This window comes from Prauserella oleivorans (assembly GCF_042685745.1).
In the GTDB taxonomy this organism is placed as follows: Bacteria; Actinomycetota; Actinomycetes; order Mycobacteriales; family Pseudonocardiaceae; genus Prauserella_A; species Prauserella_A oleivorans.
In genome coordinates this window covers 4,636,625-4,651,134 of sequence record NZ_JBHUNT010000001.1, presented here as the reverse complement: position 1 = coordinate 4,651,134, position 14,510 = coordinate 4,636,625, and the positions used below count along the sequence as shown (strand labels likewise).

General features: G+C 71.7%; 17 protein-coding genes and 1 riboswitch. Of the genes, 14 read left to right on the top strand and 3 right to left on the bottom strand.

Going from position 1 to position 14,510, the window contains the following annotated elements; genetic code table 11:
- The first annotated feature begins 180 nt into the window (after nucleotides 1-180).
- The 7 genes from nadD to ACFSZT_RS22835 all read left to right on the top strand — a co-directional run bounded on the left by nadD (nucleotide 181) and on the right by ACFSZT_RS22835 (nucleotide 6,833).
- Nucleotides 181-777: a nicotinate-nucleotide adenylyltransferase gene (gene nadD, locus ACFSZT_RS22865; protein ID WP_377386762.1), complete on the top strand. Its 597-nt coding sequence runs from the start codon at nucleotides 181-183 to the stop codon at nucleotides 775-777.
- Between the two features lie 63 nt (nucleotides 778-840).
- The gene (rsfS, locus tag ACFSZT_RS22860; RefSeq protein WP_377386759.1) at nucleotides 841-1,251 is read left to right on the top strand and encodes a ribosome silencing factor; all 411 of its coding nucleotides are present in this window, start codon (nucleotides 841-843) and stop codon (nucleotides 1,249-1,251) included.
- Complete coding sequence (locus tag ACFSZT_RS22855; protein WP_377386756.1) at nucleotides 1,248-1,859, top strand: histidine phosphatase family protein; 612 nt, start codon at nucleotides 1,248-1,250, stop codon at nucleotides 1,857-1,859. Before rsfS ends, ACFSZT_RS22855 begins: the two co-directional genes overlap by 4 nt.
- Nucleotides 1,860-1,862: 3 nt before the next feature.
- Nucleotides 1,863-2,621: a diglucosylglycerate octanoyltransferase gene (gene octT, locus ACFSZT_RS22850; protein WP_377386753.1), complete on the top strand. Its 759-nt coding sequence runs from the start codon at nucleotides 1,863-1,865 to the stop codon at nucleotides 2,619-2,621.
- A 9-nt stretch (nucleotides 2,622-2,630) separates the two neighbouring features.
- Nucleotides 2,631-3,476 carry a DegV family protein gene (locus ACFSZT_RS22845; protein WP_377386750.1) on the top strand — a complete coding sequence of 282 codons (846 nt, stop codon included), beginning with the start codon at nucleotides 2,631-2,633 and terminating at the stop codon, nucleotides 3,474-3,476.
- Between the two features lie 145 nt (nucleotides 3,477-3,621).
- On the top strand, nucleotides 3,622-4,437 hold the full coding sequence (locus ACFSZT_RS22840) for a helix-hairpin-helix domain-containing protein (protein ID WP_377386747.1): 816 nt from the start codon (nucleotides 3,622-3,624) through the stop codon (nucleotides 4,435-4,437).
- On the top strand, nucleotides 4,434-6,833 hold the full coding sequence (locus ACFSZT_RS22835) for a ComEC/Rec2 family competence protein (protein ID WP_377386744.1): 2,400 nt from the start codon (nucleotides 4,434-4,436) through the stop codon (nucleotides 6,831-6,833). The genes ACFSZT_RS22840 and ACFSZT_RS22835 overlap by 4 nt, the downstream gene beginning before the upstream one ends.
- 35 nt (nucleotides 6,834-6,868) lie before the next feature.
- On the opposite strand, the gene thrC is transcribed toward ACFSZT_RS22835, so the two are convergent.
- The gene (gene thrC / locus ACFSZT_RS22830) at nucleotides 6,869-8,131 is read right to left on the bottom strand and encodes a threonine synthase (protein WP_377386741.1); all 1,263 of its coding nucleotides are present in this window, start codon (nucleotides 8,129-8,131) and stop codon (nucleotides 6,869-6,871) included.
- A gap of 13 nt (nucleotides 8,132-8,144) precedes the next feature.
- Nucleotides 8,145-8,277, bottom strand: a riboswitch (SAM riboswitch).
- 109 nt (nucleotides 8,278-8,386) lie between these two features.
- On the opposite strand from thrC, the gene holA reads away from it, so the two are divergent.
- Nucleotides 8,387-9,367 (top strand): DNA polymerase III subunit delta, encoded by a 981-nt coding sequence (gene holA / locus ACFSZT_RS22825; RefSeq protein ID WP_377386738.1) that lies wholly within the window; start codon nucleotides 8,387-8,389, stop codon nucleotides 9,365-9,367.
- A 292-nt stretch (nucleotides 9,368-9,659) separates the two neighbouring features.
- On the opposite strand, the gene rpsT is transcribed toward holA, so the two are convergent.
- The gene (gene rpsT, locus ACFSZT_RS22820) at nucleotides 9,660-9,920 is read right to left on the bottom strand and encodes a 30S ribosomal protein S20 (RefSeq protein ID WP_377386736.1); all 261 of its coding nucleotides are present in this window, start codon (nucleotides 9,918-9,920) and stop codon (nucleotides 9,660-9,662) included.
- 300 nt (nucleotides 9,921-10,220) lie between these two features.
- On the opposite strand from rpsT, the gene ACFSZT_RS22815 reads away from it, so the two are divergent.
- The 6 genes from ACFSZT_RS22815 to ACFSZT_RS22790 are packed head-to-tail and all read left to right on the top strand — an operon-like array spanning nucleotide 10,221 to nucleotide 13,832.
- On the top strand, nucleotides 10,221-10,391 hold the full coding sequence (locus tag ACFSZT_RS22815) for a hypothetical protein (protein ID WP_377386734.1): 171 nt from the start codon (nucleotides 10,221-10,223) through the stop codon (nucleotides 10,389-10,391).
- Between the two features lie 13 nt (nucleotides 10,392-10,404).
- Nucleotides 10,405-10,785: a VOC family protein gene (locus ACFSZT_RS22810; protein ID WP_377386730.1), complete on the top strand. Its 381-nt coding sequence runs from the start codon at nucleotides 10,405-10,407 to the stop codon at nucleotides 10,783-10,785.
- Nucleotides 10,769-11,980, top strand: coding sequence for a DUF6346 domain-containing protein (locus ACFSZT_RS22805; RefSeq protein WP_377386727.1), 1,212 nt, complete (start codon nucleotides 10,769-10,771; stop codon nucleotides 11,978-11,980). Before ACFSZT_RS22810 ends, ACFSZT_RS22805 begins: the two co-directional genes overlap by 17 nt.
- Before the next feature lie 39 nt (nucleotides 11,981-12,019).
- Nucleotides 12,020-12,484: a YbaB/EbfC family nucleoid-associated protein gene (locus ACFSZT_RS22800; RefSeq protein ID WP_377386724.1), complete on the top strand. Its 465-nt coding sequence runs from the start codon at nucleotides 12,020-12,022 to the stop codon at nucleotides 12,482-12,484.
- Nucleotides 12,484-12,795 (top strand): type VII secretion target, encoded by a 312-nt coding sequence (locus ACFSZT_RS22795; RefSeq protein ID WP_377386721.1) that lies wholly within the window; start codon nucleotides 12,484-12,486, stop codon nucleotides 12,793-12,795. The genes ACFSZT_RS22800 and ACFSZT_RS22795 overlap by 1 nt, the downstream gene beginning before the upstream one ends.
- A complete protein-coding gene (locus ACFSZT_RS22790) occupies nucleotides 12,795-13,832 on the top strand; it encodes a WXG100 family type VII secretion target (protein ID WP_377386718.1) in 1,038 nt (345 codons plus the stop codon). The genes ACFSZT_RS22795 and ACFSZT_RS22790 overlap by 1 nt, the downstream gene beginning before the upstream one ends.
- Before the next feature lies 1 nt (nucleotide 13,833).
- Here the strand turns inward: ACFSZT_RS22790 and ACFSZT_RS22785 are convergent, their stop codons facing one another.
- Nucleotides 13,834-14,469 carry a class I SAM-dependent methyltransferase gene (locus ACFSZT_RS22785; RefSeq protein WP_377386716.1) on the bottom strand — a complete coding sequence of 212 codons (636 nt, stop codon included), beginning with the start codon at nucleotides 14,467-14,469 and terminating at the stop codon, nucleotides 13,834-13,836.
- Between the last annotated feature and the right edge of the window lie 41 nt (nucleotides 14,470-14,510).

Sequence of the window (14,510 nt, the reverse complement as noted above, 5' to 3'; positions counted from 1 at the left end):
GGGTTCGGCGTCATGCTGGTTCCGGACGCCGGTCCCCACGGTGTCGGCGACGGGGAGCCGGCAGAGCCGGGCGACGCCCCCCAGATCGCCCGCTCCTGGGCCCGTGCCGTGCGGGTCGACCCGGCAGGGGAGGGCCGACCCGCACGGCACGGGCGACCAGTGTGTATAGGGTTGCTTCTCATGTCGCCACGCCGCATAGGGGTGATGGGGGGAACGTTCGACCCCGTGCATCACGGTCACCTCGTCGCCGCCAGTGAGGTCCAGGCCCGGTTCGAGCTCGACGAGGTCATCTTCGTTCCCACCGGCCAGCCCTGGCAGAAGGCCGACCGCGTCGTCTCCAAGGCCGAGGACCGGTATCTGATGACGGTGATCGCCACCGCGTCGAACCCCGTGTTCTCGGTGAGCAGGGTGGACATCGACCGCGGCGGCCAGACCTACACCATCGACACCCTCCGCGACCTGCACGCCGAGTACCCCGACGACGAGCTGTTCTTCATCACCGGTGCCGACGCGCTCGAGCAGATCCTCACCTGGCGCGACGCCGACGAGCTGTTCGCCTACGCGCACTTCATCGGTGTCACGCGGCCCGGATATCAGCTCGACGACCACCACCTTCCGCGAGGCAAGGTGAGCCTCGTGGAGGTCACCGCCATGGCGATCTCCTCCACCGGGTGCCGGGAGCGCGTGCGGCGCGGCGAACCGGTCTGGTACCTCGTCCCCGACGGTGTCGTGCGTTACATCGACAAGCGCAGGCTGTACCGCGCGGACCCGAGCTGACCAGGCTGTCGGCGTCGCCGGGTACTCTGCAGCGGACGCACGTTCGATTCCGGAGGAAGCACCGTGGCAGCGACGGCCGAAGCACGTGACCTCGCGACCGCGGCCGCGCATGCGGCTGCGGACAAGAAGGCGACCGACATCGTCGTGCTCGACGTCTCCGAACGCCTTGTGATCACCGACGCGTTCGTCATCGCGTCGGCGCCCAACGAGCGGCAGGTCGGCGCCATCGTGGACAACGTCGAGGAGAAACTGAGCAAAGCCGGGCACAAGCCGGTGCGCAGGGAAGGTGCCCGTGAAGGGCGCTGGGTGCTGCTCGACTACGTCGACGTGGTCGTCCACGTGCAGCACGACGAGGAGCGTTCGTTCTACGGACTCGAGCGGCTGTGGAAGGACTGCCCGCGCATCGCCGTCGAGGGCCTCGGTGAGGCAGCCGCGCCCGACGGCGCCGAGTCCGACGAGCCGGAGGCCCCGTGAGCCTGCAGCGGCTCGTGCTCTGGCGGCACGGGGAGACCGACTTCAACGCCGCCGGGCGGATGCAGGGCCACCTCGACTCGTCGCTGACCGAGATCGGCTGGAACCAGGCTCGGTTCGCGGCGCCCGCGCTCGCCCGCTTCGAGCCGGACCTGGTGATCGCCTCCGACCTGCGCCGTGCCACCGACACCGCCACCGTCCTCACCGAGGCCATCGGTGTGCCGCTGCGCATCGACAAGCGGCTGCGGGAGACCCACCTCGGCGAGTGGCAGGGCCTGACCGGCGCCGAGGTCGACGAGCAGGCGCCCGGCGAACGCGAGCGATGGCGGCTCGACGCGACGTGGGCCCCGCCCGGTGGTGAATCACGCATCGACGTGGCCCAGCGGGCCTCGGAGGTCGTCGCCGATCTGCTGCGTGACGACACCGAGTACGGCACGGTTCTGCTCGCCGCCCACGGCGGGCTCATCCTCGCGCTCACCGCACACCTGCTCGCGCTGCCCGTCGAGCTGTGGCCGTCGCTCGGCGGCATCTCGAACTGCCACTGGGTGGAGCTGCGCAGGCGCGACGGTGTGTGGCGGCTGCACGCCTACAACGCCGGCATGACCGGGTGACCCATGGCGTCACCCCGCCTGCTCGTACTCGGTGACTCGTTGAGCTTCCACGGGCCCGACAGCGGTCATCCCGCCGATGAACCCAGGCTCTGGGCGAACGTCGCCGCGCGGGAACTCGGGGGGAGCGCGGAGCTGTTCGCCGGGATCGGCTGGACCGCACGCGACGCCTGGTGGGCACTCACGGGCGACCCGCAGGTGTGGGCCGAGCTGCACCGCGCCGACGTGGTCGTGCTCGCGGTGGGCAGCATGGACACGCTGCCGTCACCGCTGCCCACCTACCTGCGCACCGGCCTGCGGTATCTGCGCCCGGACAGGCTGCGCCGGGTGGTGCGATCGGCGTACCTGGCCGCGCAGCCGAGGCTCGCGGTCGCCCTGCGCGGCCGTCCCGCGGTCCTCCCGGCTCGCCTGACGGTGCGCTACCTCGACACGGCCGTGCACGCGCTGCGGGTGCTGCGCCCGGAGTTGCCGATCGTCGGCTGGTTGCCGTCCGTGCATCGGGCGCCGTCCTACGGCTACGTGCACACCGAGCGTGCGGCGACGGCGGCCGGGATGGCGGCATGGGCTCGTCGTGCCGGTGTTCCGTTGCTCGACCTCCCCGCCGTCGTCGGGCCGCACGTCCTCGGCGGGCACGGCAACGCCGACGGCATGCACTGGGGCTGGGAAGGCCACGAGGCGGTCGGGCTGGCGATGGCGTCGCTGATCGCGCCTCTGCTCGCGAGCACGAGCGCGGCGACACCGGCTGCGGGCGCCTCGGGAACGTAGGCTGACCGCGTGCCGGTCGCCGTAGTCACGGACTCCACTGCGCACCTTCCGGAAGGATTCGCCGAGAGGCATGGGATCCGGGTGGTGCCGCTGCACGTGCTCATCGACGGGGTTTCCGCGCTCGACGGCATCGACGTCGGGCCGGTGGCGCTCGCCGAGGCCCTCGCTCAGCGCCGGATCGTCACCACGTCGCGTCCGACGCCGTCGGCGTTCGCGGCCGAGTTCCGCGCCGCGCTCGACGAGGGAGCCGACGCGGTCGTGTCGGTGCATTTGTCGAAACGGTTGTCGGGGACGTGGGAATCGGCGGTGCTGGCTGCGCAGGAGGTCGGCCCCGACCGCGTGCGCGTCGTCGACTCGCGGACCACCGCGATGGGCCTTGGCTTCTCCGCACTGCACGCTGCGGAGGCCGCCGCGGCCGGGGCGAGCGGCAAGGAGGTCGAGGAGGCGGCGGTCACGGCGGCCGCGCGGTCGCAGACGCTCTTCGTCGTGGAGACATTGGAGTACCTGCGGCGTGGCGGGCGGATCGGCCACGCAGCCGCGTTGCTCGGCACCGCGCTGATGGTCAAGCCGGTCCTGCACATGGACGGCGGCGAGATCAGGCCGCTCGAGAAGGTCCGGACCATGAACCGAGCCCTCGCGCGCCTGGTCGACCTGGTGGCCCAGGCCGCGGGGGAGGACGAGGTCGAGCTGGCGGTGCACCATCTCGCCTCGCCCGAGCGGGCCGCCGAGCTGGCTACCCGGCTCGATGAACGCCTGCCCCGGTCGCGCGGCTGTCTGGTCACGGAACTGGGTGCGGTGATCGGGGCGCACACCGGGCCGGGTGTGCTGGGTGTGGTCGTGCAGCGGGCAGGCTGACGCGGCCGAGGAGTCTAGCGGGAACCTCCGACCAGAACGGCGCTCGATCGCTCCGGATGGGTGAGTTGTCCACATCACCCGGCCAATCCACAGCCCGCACGATTCTCGCTGTCCGCGCCGACCTCACCTCCCTACCGTCGCCAGTGTGTTCGACCAACCAGCTCCTGCCTCCACCGGACCGACCTCGCATTCGGCTCCGGGCACAGCACGGATACGACTCGAGAAGCTCGCGGCACACGTCGCCGCCGACGAGGCCGGCTCGGCCCCACCCACGGGATCGGACAGTGGTCCCGGCGGTCCGACGCAGCGACTCGTCGAGCGATGGCTACCGCCCGGCATGGCCGCCGCGCCACCGCACCGGCGTCGGCTCGCCGTGCTGGCGGCGGTGGTGGGCATCGCGGTCGCGGGAGTGCTGACCGCGTTCGTCCTCGGCAGCCGGCCCGAACCGGAGCCACCACCACCGCTGCCGATCGCGCACGCGAAGCCGGCCGTGGCGACCACCAGCAAGGCCCCGCCCGAGCCGCTCGTGGTCAGCGTCGTCGGGAAGGTGGCGCGGCCCGGTCTCGTCACCGTGCCCGCCGGATCCCGGGTCGCCGACGCCATCGATGCGGCCGGTGGCACCACCCGGGGCGCCGACCTCCTCACCGTGAACCTCGCCCGCAAGCTCGCCGACGGCGAACAGCTCTACGTCGGCGTCCCGGTCCCGCCGGGCATGCAGCCGGTCGCCGGCGCGGCGCCAGGGCCCGGCGCCGCGCCGGTGCCGGGCGGCAAGGTCGCGTTGAACAGCGCCGACCAACAGCAGCTGGAAGGGCTCCCGGGCATTGGTGAGGTGACCGCCCAGCGCATCCTCGAATGGCGTGCGGAGAACGGCGGATTCACGGCCGTGGAACAGCTTCGTGAAGTCGACGGCATCGGCGACAAGCGGTTCGAACAACTCCGTGATCAGGTGAGTGTCGGATGAGGACGGTCGGTGCCGACGGCGACGGCTTGTCACGGCACCGGCACGACCTCCGGCTCGTGCCCGCGGCGGTGACGACGTGGCTCGCGGCACTCACCGGACTGACCTGGGGTTGGCAGGCGTGTGCGGTCGTCGGCGCGCTGGGTGCGGCTGTGGCGCTCGCGGTGGCCTGGCGGGGACTCCGTGAGGACGGCGGCGCGGCGGCACGCCGGCTGTCCACGGCCGGGGCGCTGTTCGCCTGCGGTCTGCTCGCCGTGGGCCCGCTCAGCGCACGCCTCCACACGGCGGTGCACGACCCTCTCCGTGACGCGGCCGCCGACGGTGCCCAGGTGACGCTGCGGGTCGAGGTCGCCGAGCGGCCGAGGCCCCTGCGAGCCGAGGGCTACGCCGGGCAGCAGGGTGGCGTGCGGTCGGTACTGGTCTCCGCCGATGTCATCGGAGCCACCGTCCGCGGGCACGCCGTGGCGTCGTCCGGCCGCGTCCTTCTCATCGCGCCGGCCGCGGACTGGTCGCGCGTGCTGCCGGGCCAGCACGCGACGGCCAGGGGTTCGCTGGCGCCCGCCCGCTCCGCCGAGCTGACGGTCGCGGTGACGTACGTGCGCGGTCCTCCGGCGGCGGTCTCCGTGGCGTCGTGGTGGCAACGGAGCGCGGAATCGCTCCGGGCAGCGCTGCGGGACGTGGCCGGTGTGCTCGGCGAGGACGAGGCCGGCTTGTTGCCGGGACTCGTCGTCGGGGACACGAGTGCGCTGCCGGTGCGCGTCGAGGAGGAGTTTCTCGACGCGGGCCTGTCCCATCTCATGGCGGTCAGTGGGGCGAACGTCGCGATCGTCTGCGGCGCGGTGCTCCTGCTGGCCCGCGGATTGCGTGCAGGCCCACGACTGTCGGCAGTTCTCGCCGGTGCCGTGCTCGTCGGGTTCGTGGTCCTGGTCGGGTACGAGCCGAGCGTGTTGCGTGCCGGCGTCATGGGCGCGGTCGGCCTGCTGGCGCTGGTCCTGGGCCGGCGTCGGTCCGCGGTACCCGCGCTCGCCGCTGCCGTCTGCCTCCTGGTGGCGTTCGACCCCGCGATGGCCACGAGCATGGGGTTCGCGCTCTCCGTGGTCGCGACGGCAGGTCTGGTGTTCCTGGCTCCACGGTGGACCGAGGCCATGGCGCGGCGTCGCGTTCCGGTCGGTGTGGCCGAGGCACTCGCCGTGCCCGTCGCGGCGTTCCTCGCGACGGCACCGGTGATCGCGGGCATGGCCGGTGAGATCAGCGTGGTGTCCGTCGTCGCCAACCTCGTCGCCGCACCGGTGGTCGCCCCGATCACCGTCCTCGGTGTGCTGGCCGCGGCGTTGTCGCTGCCCTGGCCTGCCGCGGCCGAGGTGCTGGTGCACGTCACCGGGCCCGGACTGAGCTGGCTGGTGTTCGTCGCCCGCGAGGCCTCGGGCGTGCCGGGCGCGGTGCTGCCGTGGCCACCCGGCTGGTGGGGCGGGTTGCTCGCCGCGGGCGTTGTGGCGCTGGTCGTCGTGGCCCTGCGGTACCGGACCGCCCGGGTGGCGCTCGCCGTGGCGCTGGCATCGGTGTTGGTGGTGGCGGTGCCGACACAGGTCGTTGCGCCGGGCTGGCCACCGGACGGCTGGGCGGTGGTCGCCTGCGACGTCGGGCAGGGCGATGGCCTGGTCCTGTCGACCGGCGAGGAGGGCCGTGCGGTGGTCGTCGACACCGGTCCCGAGCCGGGTGTGCTCGATCGATGCTTGGACCACCTGGGGATCGAGCGCGTGCCGCTGGTGGTTCTGAGCCACCTGCACGCCGACCACGTCGGCGGCTTGGCGTCGGTGTTCGAGGGACGTGCCGTCGGCGCGGTCGCCGTCGGTGCGGGCAGGACGCCCGCGTGGGCGTGGCGCGAGGTGGTCGAGGAGGCCGCCGCACACGGCGTACCGCTGGTCGAGCTGCACGTGGGACAACGGCTCGACTGGCCGTCGCTCACGCTCCACGTGCTGGGGCCGCACTACGTTGCGCCGGTCCAGGTCGGAGAGGAGGAGGAAGGAACCGGAATCAACAACACGTCCGTGGTGCTCAGGGCGGACACGCCTGCCGGACGGGTGCTGCTGACGGGCGACGTCGAGCTGACAGCCCAGGGCGACCTGCTCAGCAGCGGCGCCGATGTGCGCGCCGAGATCCTGAAGGTGCCGCACCACGGCAGCCGCTTCACGTTGCCGCGGTTCCTCGCCGCGGTCGGGCCCAGGGTGGCGCTGGTGAGCGTGGGTGCCGACAACACCTACGGCCACCCGAACCCCACGACCCTACGGACACTGTCGCAGGGTGGCGCGCTCGTCGCACGCACCGACACGAGCGGCGACACCGCGGTGGTGGCAGGTGAGCAGGGTCCCGTCGTCGTCCGGCGCGGGCCCGGCCGCTGACAGCCTACAAACTCCGGCGCGAGCACCGGAGGAGCTCAGGAGCCGAGCACCTGCCGTACGGCATCGGCGGACGGCGGCACCGTCGCCTTCGGACCGATCCGACCCTCGACGGCGTCGAGTGTCTTCAGGCCGTCACCGGTGATGAGCAGCACCGTCTCGGCGTCCGGGTCGAGCTTGCCGGTTTCGATGAGCTTCTTCGTCGTCGCGACGGTGACACCGCCCGCGGTCTCGGTGAAGATGCCCTCGGTCCGGGCCAGCAGCCGGATGCCTTCGACGACCTCCTCGTCGGTGACGTCCTCGATCGCGCCGCCCGTCCGGTTCACCGTGTCCAGCACGTACGGACCGTCGGCGGGGTTGCCGATGGCGAGGGAACGGGCGATGGTGTCCGGTTTGACCGGCTGCACCACGTCGTGGCCCGCGCGGAAGGCCGAGGACACGGGGGAGCACCCGGTGGCCTGTGCGCCGAACACCTTGTACGGGGTCTCCTCCACCAGGCCCAGCTGGCCGAGCTCACGGAAGCCCTTGTCGACCTTGGTCAGCTGCGAACCGGACGCGATCGGCACCACGATCTGCTCCGGCAGCCGCCAGCCGAGCTGCTCGGCGACCTCGAAGCCCAGGGTCTTGGAGCCCTCCGAGTAGTACGGGCGAACGTTGACGTTGACGAACGCCCACGTCTCGTGCTCGGCGGCGAGCTGCGTGGCCAGCCGGTTGACGTCGTCGTAGTTACCGTCGACGGCGATGAGGGCGCCGTCGTATACGGCCGTGGTGAGGATCTTCGCGCGTTCCAGCGAGGACGGGATGAGCACCACCGACTGCCAGCCGGCGCGGGCGGCCGCGGCGGCGACGGCGTTAGCGAGGTTGCCCGTCGACGGACAGGCCAGGGTGTCGAAACCGAACTCGCGCGCCGCGGCCAGCGCGACGGCGACCACGCGGTCCTTGAACGAGTGCGTCGGGTTGCCGGTGTCGTCCTTGACCCAGACGCGCTTGACACCGAGAGCCTTCGCGAGCCGGTCGGCACGGATCAGCCGGGTACAGCCAGGCTCGGTGTTCGGGATCTCCTCGACATTGGAGGGAACGGGCAGCAGCTTCTTGTAGCGCCAGATGTTGCGCGGACCCGACTCGATGTCCTCCCGGCGGACCCGGCCGAAGTCGTAGGCGACCTCGAGCGGCGAGAAGTCCTCGGCGGACACGAACTCGGGAGCCAGAGGCTGTCGGTGCCCCTCTTCCTTCGACACCAGCTCGACGGCGGGACCGAGGTCCACGGTGCGCTTGGTGGAGGTTTCAAGGGCTGCAGTCATCGCGAGGTTCCTTTCCTCATCTGCCCCGCTGGCACGGGTCGGAATTGGCACCGTGGTCGTCAGCTACCTCGCGGAATCGAGATGACAGGCTGACGCCGGTTGCCGGGGCTTCATCGGGCCGTTCCCTCTGCCCCTCTGGATGAGCGGTATTCGGTTGTCCGCCGCGTCCTGCGCGGCGTCGGGCCCCACATTACGGCATGGCGATCACGGAGTGCCATGGCCATGCGCTCCACATCACCGTGGCAGGATCGAGACGTGACCGCGCCAGCCACCACCCCCGCGCCACTGCAGCTCGTGCTCGGAGACGAGGAACTGCTCGTCGAGCGCGCTGTCCGCGCGGCGCTGGACTCGTCGCGGCTGGCCGACGACACCGCCGAACTGACGCGGATGCGCGTGTCCGACATCACGCCGCCGGAGCTCGCCGAGTTGGTCAGCCCGTCGCTGTTCAGCGAGGGGCGGGTGATCGTGCTCGAGCACGCGCAGGACATCTCGCAGGAGCTCGCGGACGCCGTCCTGTCGTACGTGAAGGACCCCGCGGACGGCGTCGTGCTCGTCGTCGTCCACTCCGGTGGTGGGCGGAGCAAGGCCGCGAAGTCGCTGCCGAGTGCCTTGCGCAAGGCAGGGGCAGTGGTGACCGAGTGCGAGAAGATCACCAAGCCCGCCGAGCGGGAGGCTTTCGTCCGCAACGAGGTGCGCCGCGCAGGTGGCCGGATCGACGCCGCGGGCGTGGCCGCCCTCGTCGACGCCGTGGGCTCCGATCTGCGGGAACTCGCGTCCGCGGCTGCTCAGCTCGTCGCGGACTCCGGGGGCAAGGTCGACGAGGATGCCGTCCGGCGCTACCACCGAGGCAAGGCCGATGTCACCGGCTTCCTCGTCGCGGAGAAGGCGGTCGCCGGAGACCGGGCGGCCGCGCTGGAGTCGCTGCGGTGGGCACAGCAGATCGGCGTGCCGCACGTGTTGATCGCCGACGCGCTGGCCGATGCCGTGCGCACCACCGCGCGGGTGTCGGCTGCCGGCCGTGGCAACCCGAACCAGCTGGCGGGCGAACTCGGGATGCCGCCGTGGAAGATCCGCAAGGCGCAAGGGCAGGCACGCGGCTGGAGCGCGGGCCCGCTCGCCGACGCCATGCGCATCGTCGCCCGCGTCAACGCCGAGGTGAAGGGCGCGGCAGCCGACCCCGACTACGCACTCGAACGTGCCGTGCTCGAGATCGCGGCCGCCAGGCAACGGCGCTAGCGCTGCCGGGGCCGTCGTGACCGGGGCCCGTCGGCCCGCCGTAGCCGTCGCGCCCGGGACGCGATCCGGACGGGCGAATCCGGGTCTCGGTCCAGGTTCCGACCCGGTCGAACGACGCGACTGCCGCTGCGTCCCGCTCACCCTGTGTGACCCTGGCACGCTGGTCAGACGCGACCGGGGCAGGTCACGCGGACGCACCAGCGCCGGATGGACGTCCAGGGCGATGGCCCGGGTCTGGTACGACGAAGCCCCGGAGACCGTGGTCACCGGGGCTTCGTGAACGATTCGACGATCAGAGCTTGTTCAGGCGCTGGGCCATGGCCGACTTCTTGTTCGCGGCCTGGTTCTTGTGGATCACGCCCTTGCTCGCGGCCTTGTCGAGCTTGCGGGCGGCCTCACGCTGCAGCTCGATAGCCTTTTCCTTGTCGCCGGCCTCCGCCGCCTCGCGGAACTTGCGGATCGAGGTCTTCACCGCCGACTTGACGGCCTGGTTGCGCTGCCGGCGCTTCTCGTTGGTCTTGATGCGCTTCATCTGGGACTTGATGTTGGCCACGCGGGCGCTCCTTCATCTGTTCGGCGGGATCCTCGCTGCCGCATTCGTCATGGCACCGGCTCGGCCGGTCTTCCTCCCTGGCGGAATGCCATACGGCAACAGCTGGAAAGCATAACAATCGGTCACCGGGCCCAGGTCGGCAGGTCCGACGGGGAAAGCCCAGGTGACCGGGTGCGGTGCCGGAGCGGGGCCTGGCGGCAATGGTGGTCGCGGAACGGACACCGTCCGCGTCGGCTGACCCGCCGCGACGGACTGGGTGGAACGGGGTTCGAATGGTGGGGAGCACCGCCGGGTTCCGGTGTGCGTTCCGTCGGTGCCGGCGTGGTGCGGCCGCGGGAACGGGCAGCCGGGCGGGTGCTGGTGGGCAGGGCGACGACGGTCTGGCGCCGGACGACCAGCACGGAATGGACCGGTCAACATGCCATGGCCCGGGTGGCCGTGCCGGGGCAGCGGATGATCGCGTTCACATGAGACGGTATGGGCCATGGACGTGCTGAGTAGCCGCGTGCTGCTGCATCCCCGCGACCCCGAGCTGACGACGGCGTTCTACCGGGACACGCTCGGGCTCGCCGTCTACCGCCAGTTCCCCGGTGGCACGGTGTTCTTCCTCGGCGGCGGGTTCCTCGAGGTGGTGGGCACCGGCAAGGCCGGCGCCACCCCGGACATGGCGCTGTGGTTGCAGGTCCGGGACCTGCCCGCGACGCTCGCCGAGCTGCGCGAGAAGGGCGTCGAGCCCGAGCGCGGGCCACAGCGCGAGCCGTGGGGTCTGGACGAGGCCTGGATCCGCGATCCGGACGGCACCCGCATCGTGCTCGTGGAGATTCCCGCCGACCACCCGTTGCGCGTCGATGTCCGCGGCGACTGAGGCTCGGGGGCGCCTGGTCCGCGCCGCGGTCTGGTGGTTGGTGCTGGTGCTCGGGCTGCTGCTCGTGGCGACACTGAGTCGCGTGCTGTACGGCGGTGGGCCCGAGGTGGACCGCGTCGGCACGGCGAGCGTGCAGCACTGTGCGGAGCAGGGCCCGATCGGTCTCGACGGGCTCGGCACCACGTACCGGTGCACGGCGCAGGTGCGCTGGGACGATGGCGGCGTCGAGGTGCGCGAGTTTCCCGCCGGTCAGTTGTCGCCGGCGGACACGGGGCGTTCCGTGCCCGTGTATCTGGACAGCCCGGACGGCCGTGGGCAGGCCTACCTCGGCCGCAACGACAGCGCCGCCTGGTCGCAGGTGCGGGTGCCGGTACTCATCCTGGGTGGTGTGGCCGTCGTGGCCGCGGGCATCGGCGCGCTCGTGTCGACCTACCGGCTGCTGCGGCCCCGATCCCGCACGGCGGCCGAACCGCCGCCGCCCCAGGTGCGCACGCGCGCGGCCGAGCAACGCAAGGCCGCGCGGCGAATGGAGGCCCAGTGGCCGCTGGACCGGCGTGATCGCGCGGCCGTGGGTCTGTTGCCGATCGCGCTGCGGCTGTACGGGTTGGCGGGTTGGTGTGGCCTGGCCGTGGGGTATTGGCTGTTCGCGACGATCCCTCGCTTCGACGCGCCGCGGGCGTTGACCTTCGCCTCGCCCTGGCCGCAGCTCGAACGGGCGTGGCTGGTGGACGTCCCCGCGATCGCCGTCGTGATCCTCGGTGCCGTCCTGGGGCTGCTGCTCTTCGGGATGGCACGGGCGGTCCGGACCGATGCCGCGCGGGTTCTGAGATACGGACCGGAGTACCTCGGCCGCAACCTGCCCGGCAAGGGCTCGCCCGAGAAGCGTGTGGCTGACCGCCTGCGGTCGATGCGCTCGGGCGAACGCGTTCGCGTCGTCGTGTCCTACGGCGTTGGTGCCGGCGTGCTGGCCTTGGCGATCTGGGCGGCCATCCGGTGGTGGAACCAGCCGCCGGACGGCGCGCCTCTTGTGGTGTCACTGGCGGGAGCGCGCGACGCCGTTCTGCTCGCCGTGCTCGCCGCGATCCTGCTGCTGACGGTCGACACCAGGGTGCGCCGGCTCGCTCGCCTGCTGGAGCGGCATTACGAACGGCCCCGCAAGACGGGCGGAACCACGACGGGATACGGCACGTCCTAACCGGCGATCGAGGAGGTCCAGCGGATGACGACCGGAGGCATGGCGGACGCCGAGCAGCGGCTCGCCGACTACACGCGCCGGGTGGAGGAGATCCAGCGGCGAGCGGAACAGACGCAGGAGCAGATCAAGAACCTGCGCGCGAGATCGGTCAGCCAGGACGGCACCGTCGAGGTGGTACTGGCCCCAGGCGGGAGGCTCGAGAGACTCACGTTGAGCCCGAGATCGCTGTCGCTGGGGCACGAACGGCTCGCCGCGACCATCATGCAGACCATTCAGGCGGCCCACGCCGACGCGGCCGCACAGACCCAGGAAGCCTTGCAGCCACTGGTCGGCGGGACCCGCGCCATGGAGTTTCTGCAGGACCAGATCGGGTCCGCGCTCGAGGACGATCCGGCGGGCCGGCCGGCACAGGACGAGGCAACGGACGGCCGCGGCCGCCGCCGGCCTGACGACGATGACGACGATGACGACCAGTTCGGCGGATCCATCATGAGGAGGTCCTGATGGGTGACGGATTCACTTCGACACCGGAGGATCTGGCCACACACTCGGCCACGGTGAAAGCACTCGGCGACCGCCTGGCGAAGGCGGCCGACACCGGCCGCGGCGTCGAGCTGGGAGGCGAGACCTACGGGATCATCGGCCAGGCGTTCGCGGGCGATGCGAAGGAACAGATCGCCCAGACCGCGGAGGCGATCTCCGAGATGGCCGCGGGCCTGACCGATTTCGGCGAGGGAGTCGCCGCGGCCGGCCGGAATTACCAGAAGGTCGAGGACGAGATCAAGGAACTCCTCGGCAAGTTCGGGGGGAAGTAATGGTCTTCACCAACATGGAGCCGGACAAGCTCACCGCGGGCACCGGCCCGATCGACACCGTCTACCAGGCGGCCAAGGACATCAACAACCCCGAGGACTGGGCCGTCGACGGCCTCGCCCTCGGCCTCGACGCGCTCGGGTTCATCGCGAACCCGCTCGGTGCCCTGGCCGGCTCGGTGGTCGGCTTCCTCATCGAGCACCTGGAGTTCCTCAAGGAGCCGCTCGACGACCTGGCCGGTGACCCGGACGCGATCTTCGCGGTCGCCGCGGTGTGGGGCGAGCAGGTGAGCAAGGAATGCGTGCAGATCGCCGACGACTACCAGCGGGCGATCGAGTCGGAGATCGGCAGCTGGAACGGTGACGCCGCCGAGGCGTATCGCGGCAAGTCGGGCCAGATCGTGGAGCAGATCCGGTCCCTGGAGGCGGCCGCGGTCGGCGTGTCGCAGGCGGTGCAGGGCTCGGGCCAGGCGGTGGCGACCGTGCGAGGCATCATCCGCGACCTGATCGCGGATGTGGTCGGCGAGATCCTGGTGGCCGCGGCCGCCGCGGTGGCGAGCAGCTGGTTCACGCTCGGTGGGTCGCTCGCGGCGTTCACCGGGTGGGCGGTCGCGCGAGGTGCGGCCACGGCGGGCAAGATCGCCGGCAAGATCTCGAAGCTGCTCATGAAGCTCGCCACGATCCTGAACAAGTTCAGCAAACTGCGTGGGGCCGTCCAGGCGCTCGGCAAGCTCGCCCGCAAGTTCGGCGACACCGCGAGGAGCATGGGTCAGCTCGCCGGTCGTCACGGTAGTGCCCTGCGGCAGGTCGACGGCACGGTAGGTGGCTGGAACGAGGCCATCACCGGGTCCCTGCCCTCGGGCCTGCGGGGTCTGGCGGACAACGTCGACGACGCGATGGCCAAGCGGTTGCGGGACGGCTTCGCGGACACGATGAGTCCCGAGAACCTCGCGCGCGTCGGTCTCTACGAGGGCGCCAAGGAACACGCCAACGCGGACGAGAACTACGACGACGCGGTGAAGAAGCAGAACGAGCAGTAGCTCACCGCGGTCGCCACGCCCGCAGCTGGGCCGCGCGGCCGGCGAGCGGGCCGGGCGGGTCCCACGCCCACGTCTGCAGGTCGGTGAACCCGGCTCGCTCGAGTTGCGCCGCGAGCGCATGTCTGCTCACGGGCAGCCACCGCTCGTGCGCGGAGAGCACCAGCCGTCCGCCGGGGCACAGTACCCGGTACAGCTCCGCGAACGCGGCGTGCCGGTCGTCCCAGAGGTGCACGTTGTTGACGGAGAGCACCACGTCGGCCGCCGCGTCGGGCTCGCCCGTCGCCTCCGCCGTGGCCTGCCGCAGGACGACGGCGCCCGCCGCCACGGCGTCGGCGCAGCGGTGCCGGCACACGTCGAGCATGTCGGCCGACGGATCGACGCCGACCACGCGCCGCGCTCGGGCGGCCGCCTCGGCGAGACCGACGCCCGGCCCCGGACCGACGACCAGCACGGACTCCTCCCGCGCGAGTTTGGCGACGTCGACGACGTGCCGCTCGATCGCGGCGTGGGCGTGCGCCATCACCGTGCCTCCGAGGCGGCCGAGCAGGCCGCGCGGATGGCCGAACGTTCTGTCGATCACGTCGCCGACCAGCGACGGTGCGGGCGGGTGGTTGCCGGGTGACGTGGCTGGCCTCATCCCTCGAGGTCAGCACGGACTCGGCCGGAGTCGCATCGGGG

What these genes read in the sequence shown, in the direction of transcription:
- nadD (WP_377386762.1), top strand. Translation starts at nt 181, where the DNA reads ATGTCGCCACGCCGCATAGGGGTGATGGGGGGAACGTTCGACCCCGTG.
- octT (WP_377386753.1), top strand. Translation starts at nt 1,863, where the DNA reads ATGGCGTCACCCCGCCTGCTCGTACTCGGTGACTCGTTGAGCTTCCAC.
- ACFSZT_RS22835 (WP_377386744.1), top strand. Translation starts at nt 4,434, where the DNA reads ATGAGGACGGTCGGTGCCGACGGCGACGGCTTGTCACGGCACCGGCAC.
- thrC (WP_377386741.1), bottom strand. Translation starts at nt 8,131, where the DNA reads ATGACTGCAGCCCTTGAAACCTCCACCAAGCGCACCGTGGACCTCGGT.
- ACFSZT_RS22810 (WP_377386730.1), top strand. Translation starts at nt 10,405, where the DNA reads ATGGACGTGCTGAGTAGCCGCGTGCTGCTGCATCCCCGCGACCCCGAG.
- ACFSZT_RS22805 (WP_377386727.1), top strand. Translation starts at nt 10,769, where the DNA reads ATGTCCGCGGCGACTGAGGCTCGGGGGCGCCTGGTCCGCGCCGCGGTC.
- ACFSZT_RS22800 (WP_377386724.1), top strand. Translation starts at nt 12,020, where the DNA reads ATGGCGGACGCCGAGCAGCGGCTCGCCGACTACACGCGCCGGGTGGAG.
- ACFSZT_RS22795 (WP_377386721.1), top strand. Translation starts at nt 12,484, where the DNA reads ATGGGTGACGGATTCACTTCGACACCGGAGGATCTGGCCACACACTCG.
- ACFSZT_RS22790 (WP_377386718.1), top strand. Translation starts at nt 12,795, where the DNA reads ATGGTCTTCACCAACATGGAGCCGGACAAGCTCACCGCGGGCACCGGC.
- ACFSZT_RS22785 (WP_377386716.1), bottom strand. Translation starts at nt 14,469, where the DNA reads ATGAGGCCAGCCACGTCACCCGGCAACCACCCGCCCGCACCGTCGCTG.